Source organism: Mesorhizobium sp. P3_A9 (assembly GCF_056402975.1).
In genome coordinates, this window is the sequence record NZ_JBFUGJ010000237.1 from 1 (window position 1) to 9,552 (window position 9,552).

Annotated in this window: 7 protein-coding genes; 5 read left to right on the forward strand and 2 right to left on the reverse strand. The window is 65.6% G+C overall.

The genetic code is table 11. The features are described from left to right. Nucleotides 1-139: 139 nt before the first annotated feature. Entirely contained in the window at nucleotides 140-934 is a 795-nt protein-coding gene (locus AC1DX0_RS25075; RefSeq protein WP_477223484.1) for an SDR family NAD(P)-dependent oxidoreductase, read from the reverse strand. A 214-nt stretch (nucleotides 935-1,148) separates the two neighbouring features. Between AC1DX0_RS25075 and AC1DX0_RS25080 the strand changes: the two genes are divergently transcribed. After that, nucleotides 1,149-1,604 carry a MarR family winged helix-turn-helix transcriptional regulator gene (locus AC1DX0_RS25080; protein ID WP_477223485.1) on the forward strand — a complete coding sequence of 152 codons (456 nt, stop codon included), beginning with the start codon at nucleotides 1,149-1,151 and terminating at the stop codon, nucleotides 1,602-1,604. A gap of 25 nt (nucleotides 1,605-1,629) precedes the next feature. On the opposite strand, the gene AC1DX0_RS25085 is transcribed toward AC1DX0_RS25080, so the two are convergent. Beyond that, nucleotides 1,630-2,808: an MFS transporter gene (locus AC1DX0_RS25085; protein WP_477223486.1), complete on the reverse strand. Its 1,179-nt coding sequence runs from the start codon at nucleotides 2,806-2,808 to the stop codon at nucleotides 1,630-1,632. Nucleotides 2,809-3,015: 207 nt separating this feature from the next. Here AC1DX0_RS25085 and AC1DX0_RS25090 point away from each other — a divergent pair, with 207 nt between their 5' ends. The 4 genes from AC1DX0_RS25090 to carB all read left to right on the forward strand — a co-directional run bounded on the left by AC1DX0_RS25090 (nucleotide 3,016) and on the right by carB (nucleotide 9,483). Further along, nucleotides 3,016-3,372, forward strand: coding sequence for an ArsR/SmtB family transcription factor (locus AC1DX0_RS25090; RefSeq protein ID WP_202358331.1), 357 nt, complete (start codon nucleotides 3,016-3,018; stop codon nucleotides 3,370-3,372). Nucleotides 3,373-3,610: 238 nt separating this feature from the next. Continuing rightward, nucleotides 3,611-4,369 carry a metallophosphoesterase family protein gene (locus AC1DX0_RS25095; protein WP_477223487.1) on the forward strand — a complete coding sequence of 253 codons (759 nt, stop codon included), beginning with the start codon at nucleotides 3,611-3,613 and terminating at the stop codon, nucleotides 4,367-4,369. Between the two features lie 228 nt (nucleotides 4,370-4,597). After that, on the forward strand, nucleotides 4,598-5,680 hold the full coding sequence (locus tag AC1DX0_RS25100; protein WP_477223488.1) for an SH3 domain-containing protein: 1,083 nt from the start codon (nucleotides 4,598-4,600) through the stop codon (nucleotides 5,678-5,680). A 299-nt stretch (nucleotides 5,681-5,979) separates the two neighbouring features. Further along, nucleotides 5,980-9,483 (forward strand): carbamoyl-phosphate synthase large subunit, encoded by a 3,504-nt coding sequence (carB, locus tag AC1DX0_RS25105; RefSeq protein WP_477357199.1) that lies wholly within the window; start codon nucleotides 5,980-5,982, stop codon nucleotides 9,481-9,483. Nucleotides 9,484-9,552: the final 69 nt, after the last annotated feature.

Consider the following 9,552-nt stretch of genomic DNA (forward strand, 5'->3'; position numbering starts at 1 on the left):
GCTGGCGCCAGCTGATGAAAGGTATTTCTCGAAGTCCGTTCACGGACAGGATTGCGCCAATCCCCCTCTCCGTCTCGGCTTCGCCGAGCCACCTCTCCCCCACATTCGTGGGGGCGAGGAACCCAAGCATGGATAGCGCTCAAGCCGCGTAACGCGCCGCCGGTTTGTCGGCGTGCAGGCTGCCGTAGAAGGCCTGGCGCGCGCCGAGGAATGTGTCCAGCTTGGCCGCGTCGACAAGCGCCGGGACAGTGACGGCTTCGCCCCTGGCCAGGCCGACAAGGGCCGCATCGACCATATCGTCGGCGGTCATGATGATTTCCTTCGGAAGCTGGTCGATATCGCTGCCGGCAACTTCCCAGAAATCGGTCCGGGTCGCGCCCGGCAGCACCACCTGGACCTTCACATTGGTACCAGCGACTTCGCGGTGCAGCGCTTCGGTGAAGTTGACGACATAGGCCTTGGTGCCGCTGTAGATGCCGCCGAACGAGGTGTCATAGGCGAGCACCGAGGCGATGTTGACGATGGCGCCGCGGTTGCGCGCCAGAAGTCCCGGCAGCACGGCACGGGTCAGGCGCGTCAAGGCGATGACATTGACCTTGATCATGCGTTCAGCCGCGTCGGCGTCGGCCGTCGCCACCACCTGCTGGCCGCCAAGGCCGGCATTGTTGACCAGCAGCGTCACGCTGTCGTCGGCTGATATCAGCCGTTCGACACGGCGCACATCATCGTCATCCGACAGATCGGCTGCGATGAAGCTGACCTTGCGATCGTAGGCGTAGCGCAGCTTCTCAGCCAGTTCCTCGAGCCGGTCGGCGCGCCGCGCCACAAGTACGAGGTCATAGCCCTGCGCCGCCAACCGGTCCGCATAGACCGCGCCGATGCCCGATGAGGCGCCGGTGACAACCGCCGTGCCCTTGTTTGCCTGTCCACTCATTGTCCTGTTCCTTTATCTCGAACTGTTTGCTTCGACCTGGCCACCGGCATCGTGGGCAATCGCCCTCATCTTGCCGGCAAGCCGCCTGATTGATTTAGTGGCATATGCCACTTTCGACGAAGTAGGTATATGCCACTATCTTGTCAATGAGTGTGTCCGAGATTATTTGTCAGGCAGCAGCCGGACATCATGTTTGCGCCGCCAAGGATCCATCATGTCGAAAGAGGCCCTGCCCGGACTGTCGCTCTGCAACAACGCCATGCTGCGTCGCGCGACGCGCAAGATTGGCCAGTACTATGATGATGTGCTGGCGCCCTCGGGCCTGAAAGCTACGCAGCAGGGCCTGCTCTATCAGATCCACATCTCCAACGAACCGGCGATGGGCGCCATTGCGTCCGCCCTGATCATGGACCTGTCGGCGCTCGGCCACACGCTGAAGCCGCTGATCCGCGACGGCTATGTCGAGACCTTCGCCGATCCGGCCGATCGCCGCATCAAGCGGGTGCGGCTGACGCCTCAAGGGTTGGTCAAGCTCGATGAAGCGATGAGGCTGTGGCAGGTCGCCCAGCAGCGTTTCGAAGACGTGGTCGGCAAGGAGAAGGCGACGAGGTTGCGCGCGGCGCTGGATGATATTTCAGCGCTGGATTTCGATCTGCCGCCGGCCACCTGAGCTGGCCGGCGGGTTCAAGACAGGACTACTCAGCCGGCATCGCGACCGGCCGTGCCGCCCAGCGGCCGGCCAGCACAATGCCGAGCCCGATGATCGGGAAGGCCGCCGCGACCAGGCCGAGATCGGCCGGCGCGCCATAGCGCAGCACGCCGCCGCCGACCACCGCGCCGAGCGCTACGCCGAGATAGAGCGCCGAGCCGTTGAGCGACAGCACGATCGGCGCGGCATCGGGCGCCAGCTTGATGATGCGGCTGGCCTGCGCCGGCGGGAACGCCCAGCCGACGATGCCCCACGGCACCATCATCGCCATCAGCGCCGGGCCGGCAATGTGCTGCGGCAGGAAGGTCGGGATAACCGACAGCATGACCAGCATGGCCGCGCTCAGCGCCAGCGACCAGCTGACGGTGCGGGTGGCGCCGAAACGATCGGCCGCCTGGCCGCCGGCGATGTTGCCGATGACGGCGCCGACGCCGAAGGCAAGCAGCATGCCGGGCAGCGCGATCTGGCTTAGCCCGCCGCCCTCGATGGCGAGCGGCGCGACATAGGCAAAGACGGTGAAGGCACCGGTCAGCGCCAGCAATGTCGTCAGAAGGATCGGCATCACGCCGGGCCGCATGGCCGCCGCCAGCCGGCGCTTCAGCGGCAGCTTGGTGCCGACGATGCCGCGCGGCAGCCGGTACCACAGGATCGCGCCGGCGAGCGCGCCGAGCCCGGCAATGGCATAGAAGGTGCCGCGCCAGCCGGCAAAGGCCGCGACCAGCGCGCCGAGCGGCGCGCCGACGGCGACGGCCACGGTCGTGCCGCCGACGACCACGGCAATGGCACGCGCCCGGTGATGGTCATCGACTAGCGCCACGGCGGTCCCTTGAGCGGTTGCCGCGAACAGGCCCGACGACAGCGCCATGATGATGCGTGCGATCAGCAGCACTTCGAATGAAGAGCCCAAGGCGGCGGCGATGTTGCCGATGACGAAGAACACCAGCGTCCACAAGATGACGCGGCGCCGGTCCCATTCGCCGGTCAGCGTCGCCAGGATCGGCGTGCCGACCGCATAGGCCAGTGCAAAGGCGGTGATCAGCGTGCCGGCGAGCGGAATGGAGATGCCGGCATCCCGGGCGATGTCGGGCAGCAGGCTGGAGATGACGAAGCCTTCGGTCGAAATCGCAAACGATCCGAGCGCAAGCCAGAATATCCGCTTGTCCATGTGGAATGTCCTTAGTTCAAAAGTTATTGAACAATTGGACATAACAGGGCATGATGTCAATGAAGCCAGGGCAAAATAGCTGAACCTTCCTGACAGCCCTGTGTCAGCACGGTCGTTCGGCACGGATAGAAACGGGAGAAACGCTGTGTACGGGCAGGCGAGGACGGATGCGTTGAAATCGGCCCGGACTGCGCTTAGGTTCCAGCCATGACGTTACCTCATCCCAATACGGACCAGATCAGCCTGCCCATCGTGCTCGGCGTGCTTGGCGATCCGACGCGGCTTGCCATCGTGCGCTATCTCGCCAGCAAGGAAGGGGTGGCGCTGAACTGCAGCCAGTTCCTTGATCTCGGCTCGAAGACCAATCTCAGCTATCACCTGGCCAAACTGCGTGAGGCCGGCGTCACACGCGCCGAAGTGGTCGGCACCAACCGCATGATCACGCTGCGCCGCGCCGACCTCGACGCCCGCTTCCCCGGCCTGCTCGACAGCGTCATCGCCGCAGCCGGCGACGACCCCGCTCTGCCGGCGGTCGGCGGGCACGATATTGAGATGCCCGCCTGAACCTTGAAGAAATTGGGTTCCTCGCCACCACGGGAGTGGGGGAGAGGTGGCTCGGCGAAGCCGAGACGGAGAGGGGGGCTGCTGAGACGGTGATCAAGTTCTGCGAGGCATCCGCCCTACGAAGCCCCTCTCCGACCGCTTCGCGGCCACCTCTCCCCCGCCTTGCGGGGGCGAGGAACCCAAGTCTTGATAGGGTTGCCCCTTTCGACCAATCATTTGTCAATCACCGGAGCTTCCGATGCGCATAGCCGTCCTCGCCGATATCCATGGCAACGTCCTGGCGCTGGACGCCGTGCTTGAGGACTTGGCGCGCCGCGGCGGCGCTGACCTCACCGTCAATCTCGGCGACAGCGTTTCCGGCCCGCTCTGGCCGCGCGAGACGTTTGAGCGGCTGGAAGCGCTGAACCTGCCGACGGTGCGCGGCAACCATGATCGCCGCGTCGCCGCCGATCCGGCCGACGAGACCATGTGGGCTTCCGACGTCTATGCACAGGAGCGGCTGACCGAGGCGCAGCGCGCGGTTCTCTTCGCCCAGCCGCTGACGCTGGAGATCGCGCCGGGGATTGTCGCCTTCCATGCCCGCCCCGACCATGACGAGAAATACCTCGCCGACGCAATCGTCGATGGCCAGTTGGTGCGCGCGCCGCTGGCGGCGATCCGGCGGCGGTTGAAGGCGCTCGACCCGGCCTGCCGCATTGCGCTGTGCGGCCACAGCCATCGCGCTGAGCTGGTCCGCATCCCCGACGGTCCCGTCATCTTCAATCCAGGCAGCATCGGCTGCCCCGCCTATGACGATTCCACCCCGCCGGCGCATGTTTCCGAACAGGGCTCGCCGCATGCGCGCTACGGCATCGTCACCTTGGGTGGCGAAGGCCAGCCCGACCGCTTCGAGGCCATCGCCGTCGACTACGACCATGAGGCAGCGGCGCGCCAGGCCGAACAGGCGGGGCGCCTGGAATGGGCCCACGCGCTCAGGACTGGCTTCATGCCGGACTGAGCAAAAGCTCATGTCCGGACTGAACGGTTGCGTTCACGCCGCCCCGGGCTGAATGCATTTGCATTCATGCCCCCGAAGACGCTTCCCATTTGGGCTGAAAAAGGCGTGAACATCTGGCGTGTAGACACGGCGCCGCGCCGTCGCTTATAAACCGCCTTCGCGTGCGGCAGCGTTTTTCGGGTTCTGGCGGTGCCTTTGGTAATGCAATTGATCGCCGACAGCCAAGTGATGAGACGCCGAATTAAGCTGCGGACAACGCTCTTGGCGCTGATTGCGGCTCCGTTGCTGATGGCGGCGTGGCCGGTTGTTGTCCCTGCCCATGCCGAAGACACGCCCTTCATCTCCATCGTCACCGGTCTCGCCCCGGACGACCTGCTCAATGTCCGCGCCAAGCCGTCGGCGATCGGCAAGACCGAGACCCGCCTGGCGGCCGGCGCCAGCGTCAGGAACCTCGGCTGCAACGAGATTGACGGGCACCCCTGGTGCAAGGTCGAGTCAGACAATCCCAAAGCCACCGGCTGGGCGCCCGCGCGCTACCTTGTTCCCGTCAATCCGGCTGTTGTGCCCAATCCCGACCAGGCAGCGGATGGGTCCACTGTCGCCACCGGTGGGGATGCGGGCGCGGCTCCCGATGCGGCGATACCCGCTCCCGGCATCTCGGCCGCCACGACGCCTCCCGCCGCGAGCGCGGCGCCCGCCGCCCCGCCGGCACCCCCAACCGACCTGACGGCTCGGCTCGGCGACACGGCCCATCCGGACACACCCGAAACGTCGATGAAATCCACCGCCACCACCGCCATGCAGGATGCTTACGGCCTGGCGCTGGTGGCGAGCGCAACCCCGCCGGCCGGAGAAATCCCAGCCCCTGCCGAACCGCAGCCTCAGGATGCAACCGCGGCTTCCGACGGCAATGCCGCCGCGGACAAAGGCTCCGCCGGGTCGGTTCCCGTTCCCACGCCGCGCCCCGACGGTGCCGCGCCCGCCCTCGACACACAGACCGTCGCCGAACTGCCGCCGCAGCCGACCTCCCTTGTCTCAGGCGACGCTGTCCAGATCCCCTGCGCCCGCTATTTCGGCCAGCCGATGGAGCGCTGCACGGCGACCGTCGTGCACAAGGGCACCGACAAGGCCGACATCACCGTGACCTGGCCCGATGGCGGCACGCGCACCATCTCCTTCTACGCCGGCTTGCCGGCCGGCTCGAACGCCAAGAGCGATTTCCGCTTCACCCGCGAGGGCGCACTGAACCTGATCCGCATCGGCGTCTCCGAACGCTTCGAGATCACGGACACCATTGCGTTTGGGGACTAGGAGGCAGGGGAGTAAGGCAGTACGGCAATAGGGCAATATGTTTCAAGGGCGCTTGAGCCTACTGCCCTACTGCCCTACTGCCCTACTGCCCTACTGCCCTACTGCCCTACTGCCCTACTGCCCTACTGCCCTACTGCCCTACCTGCCCTACTGCCCTAATCCCTCATTTTCGGGGTTACATCCGCCAAAACTCTTCCCTATAAGGCCCACCTAGCCTGATACCAGAATCGCGAGCACAACCGGCCGGGTCTTCCCGTCCCGGTTTTTTGTGCAAGCCGCCCGCCRAACGGAACTTCGCCATGCCAAGACGCACTGACATCAAGTCGATCCTGATCATCGGGGCCGGCCCCATCGTCATCGGCCAGGCCTGCGAGTTCGACTATTCCGGCACCCAGGCCTGCAAGGCGCTGAAGGAGGAAGGTTTCCGCGTCATCCTGGTCAATTCCAACCCGGCCACCATCATGACCGACCCGGAACTGGCCGACGCCACCTATATCGAGCCGATCACGCCCGAGGTCGTCGCCAAGATCATCGCCAAGGAGCGGCCCGACGCGCTGCTGCCGACCATGGGCGGCCAGACCGCGCTCAACACCGCTTTGTCGCTGCGCCGGATGGGCGTGCTCGAGCGCTACAATGTCGAGATGATCGGCGCCGACGCGCACGCCATCGACAAGGCCGAGGACCGCGCGCTGTTTCGCGAGGCAATGCACAAGATCGGCCTGGAAACGCCGAAGTCGATGCTGGCCAACGCCACCGACGTCAAGAACACCGACCGCAAGATGCACGAGGCCGAGCGCGCCGCCGTCAAGGCCGAGGCTCCGGCCGATCTCGACGCCGCGCTCGACGCGCTGGAAACCCGCTGGAACCTCGGCGAAGGCGACCGCAAGCAACGCTACATCAGCCACGGCATGGCGATCGCCGCCCAGGCGCTCGACCATGTCGGCCTGCCGGCAATCATCCGCCCGTCCTTCACCATGGGCGGCACCGGCGGCGGTATCGCCTACAACAGGGCCGAATTCTACGACATCGTCCAGTCCGGCCTCGACGCCTCGCCGACCACCGAAGTGCTGATCGAGGAAAGCGTGCTCGGCTGGAAGGAGTATGAGATGGAGGTCGTCCGCGACAAGGCGGACAATTGCATCATCGTCTGCTCGATCGAGAACATCGATCCGATGGGCGTCCACACCGGTGACTCGATCACCGTCGCCCCTGCCCTGACGCTCACCGACAAAGAGTATCAGATGATGCGCAACGCCTCGATCGCGGTGCTGCGCGAGATCGGCGTCGAGACCGGCGGCTCCAACGTGCAGTTCGCCGTCAACCCGGCCGATGGCCGCCTCGTCGTCATCGAGATGAACCCGCGCGTCTCGCGCTCGTCGGCCTTGGCTTCGAAGGCGACCGGCTTCCCGATCGCCAAGATCGCCGCCAAACTTGCCGTCGGCTACACGCTGGACGAACTGGAGAACGACATCACCGGCGGCGCCACCCCCGCCTCGTTCGAGCCGAGCATCGATTACGTCGTCACCAAAATCCCGCGCTTTGCCTTCGAGAAATTCCCCGGCGCCGAGCCGGTGCTGACCACAGCCATGAAGTCGGTCGGCGAAGTCATGGCCATCGGCCGCACCTTCCAGGAATCGCTGCAGAAGGCCCTGCGTGGTCTGGAGACCGGCCTCACCGGCCTCGACGAGATCGAGATCCCCGGCCTCGGCCATGGCACTGTCGCGGCCAACCACGCCGACGACCGCAACGCCATCCGCGCCGCGCTCGGCACCCCGACGCCCGACCGGCTGCGCATGGTGGCGCAGGCGATCCGCATGGGCACCTCGCTGGAAGACGTGCATTCCATGTGCAAGATCGACCCGTGGTTCCTCGAGCAGATCGCCGGCATCGTTGCCATGGAAGCCCGCATCCGCGAGCACGGCATTCCGCAGGACGCCGTCAATCTGCGCATGCTGAAGGCGATGGGTTTCTCCGATGCCCGCCTGGCGTCACTGACCAAGACCGATGCCGAAGTGATTTCCAGGATCCGCGACAAGCTCGACGTTCATCCCGTCTACAAGCGCATCGACACCTGTGCGGCCGAATTCGCCTCGCCCACCGCCTATATGTACTCGACCTATGAAGTGCCCTTCGCCGGCGCGCTGGCCAACGAAGCGCAGGTCTCGTCGCGCAAGAAGGTGGTCATCCTCGGCGGCGGGCCGAACCGCATCGGCCAGGGCATCGAGTTCGACTATTGCTGCTGCCATGCCGCCTTCGCGCTGCGCGACGCCGGCTATGAAGCGATCATGATCAACTGCAATCCCGAGACCGTGTCGACCGACTACGACACCTCCGACCGGCTCTATTTCGAGCCGCTGACGGCGGAAGACGTGCTGGAGATCCTGCGCGCCGAACAGGCGTCGGGCGAACTGGTCGGCGTCATCGTCCAGTTCGGCGGCCAGACGCCGCTGAAGCTGGCGGACGCGCTGGAAAAGGCCGGCATCCCGATCCTCGGCACCTCGCCCGACATGATCGATCTGGCCGAAGACCGCGACCGCTTCCAGAAGCTCTTGCACAAGCTCAATCTCAGCCAGCCGAAGAACGGCATCGCCTATTCGGTCGAGCAGGCCCGCCTCGTCGCCGGCGAGCTCGGTTTCCCGCTGGTGGTGCGCCCGTCCTATGTGCTGGGCGGCCGCGCCATGCAGATCATCCATGACGAGGGCATGCTGCAATCCTACCTGCTCGACACCGTGCCCGGCCTGGTGCCGGAGGACATCAAGCAGAAATACCCCAACGACAAGACCGGCCAGATCAACACGCTGCTGGGCAAGAACCCGCTGCTGTTCGACACCTATCTCAGTGGCGCCATCGAGGTCGATGTCGACTGCCTCTGCGACGGCAAGGCGACCTTCGTGTCCGGTATYCTCGAGCACATCGAGGAGGCCGGCATCCATTCGGGCGACTCGGCCTGCTCGCTCCCCGTTCACTCGCTGCCGTCCGAACTGGTCGACGAGCTGGAGCGCCAGACGGCGGCGCTTGCCCGCGCGCTCAATGTCGGCGGCCTGATGAACGTGCAGTACGCGATCAAGGACGGCACCGTCTATGTGCTGGAAGTCAACCCGCGCGCGTCAAGAACCGTGCCCTTCGTCGCCAAGACCATCGGCCGTCCCATTGCCAAGATCGCCGCCCGCATCATGGCCGGCGAGACCCTGGAAGACGCCTTCGCCCATTACGGCGCCATGCCCGATCCGCGCAATCCCGGCCACATCGCGGTCAAGGAAGCCGTCTTCCCCTTCGCCCGCTTCCCCGGCGTCGACATTCTGCTCGGCCYGGAAATGCGCTCGACCGGCGAGGTCATGGGCCTCGACCGCGATTTTGCCCTCGCCTTCGCCAAGAGCCAGTTAGGGGCCGGCGTCGACCTGCCGCGMTCCGGCACGCTGTTCGTCTCGGTGCGCGACGAGGACAAGAAGGGCATCTTGCCGGCGGTCAAGCGCCTCGCCGGCCTCGGCTTCAAGGTGCTGGCSACCTCAGGCACSCAGCGCTTCCTCGCYGAAAACGGYGTCGACGCSCAGAARATCAACAAGGTGCTSGAAGGCCGCCCYCACATCGAAGACGCCATCCGYAACCGCCAGGTGCAGATCGTSTTCAACACGACGGAYGGCCAGAAGGCGGTGTCGGAYTCSAARTCGCTGCGCCGCGCGACGCTGATGCAGAAGGTGCCGTATTAYACGACGCTGTCGGGTGCGGCCGCGGTGGCGGAGGCGATTGCGGCGCTGAAGGCGGGGAGCCTGGAGGTCAGGCCGCTGCAGGAGTATTTTGCCTAGGCGACTAGCTGATCTCCCCCTTGCGGGGGAGATGGCCGGCAGGCCAGAGGGGGGCGCTGTCCCGCCGAC

What these genes read in the sequence shown, in the direction of transcription:
- AC1DX0_RS25075 (WP_477223484.1), bottom strand. Translation starts at nt 934, where the DNA reads ATGAGTGGACAGGCAAACAAGGGCACGGCGGTTGTCACCGGCGCCTCA.
- AC1DX0_RS25080 (WP_477223485.1), top strand. Translation starts at nt 1,149, where the DNA reads ATGTCGAAAGAGGCCCTGCCCGGACTGTCGCTCTGCAACAACGCCATG.
- AC1DX0_RS25085 (WP_477223486.1), bottom strand. Translation starts at nt 2,808, where the DNA reads ATGGACAAGCGGATATTCTGGCTTGCGCTCGGATCGTTTGCGATTTCG.
- AC1DX0_RS25090 (WP_202358331.1), top strand. Translation starts at nt 3,016, where the DNA reads ATGACGTTACCTCATCCCAATACGGACCAGATCAGCCTGCCCATCGTG.
- AC1DX0_RS25095 (WP_477223487.1), top strand. Translation starts at nt 3,611, where the DNA reads ATGCGCATAGCCGTCCTCGCCGATATCCATGGCAACGTCCTGGCGCTG.
- AC1DX0_RS25100 (WP_477223488.1), top strand. Translation starts at nt 4,598, where the DNA reads ATGAGACGCCGAATTAAGCTGCGGACAACGCTCTTGGCGCTGATTGCG.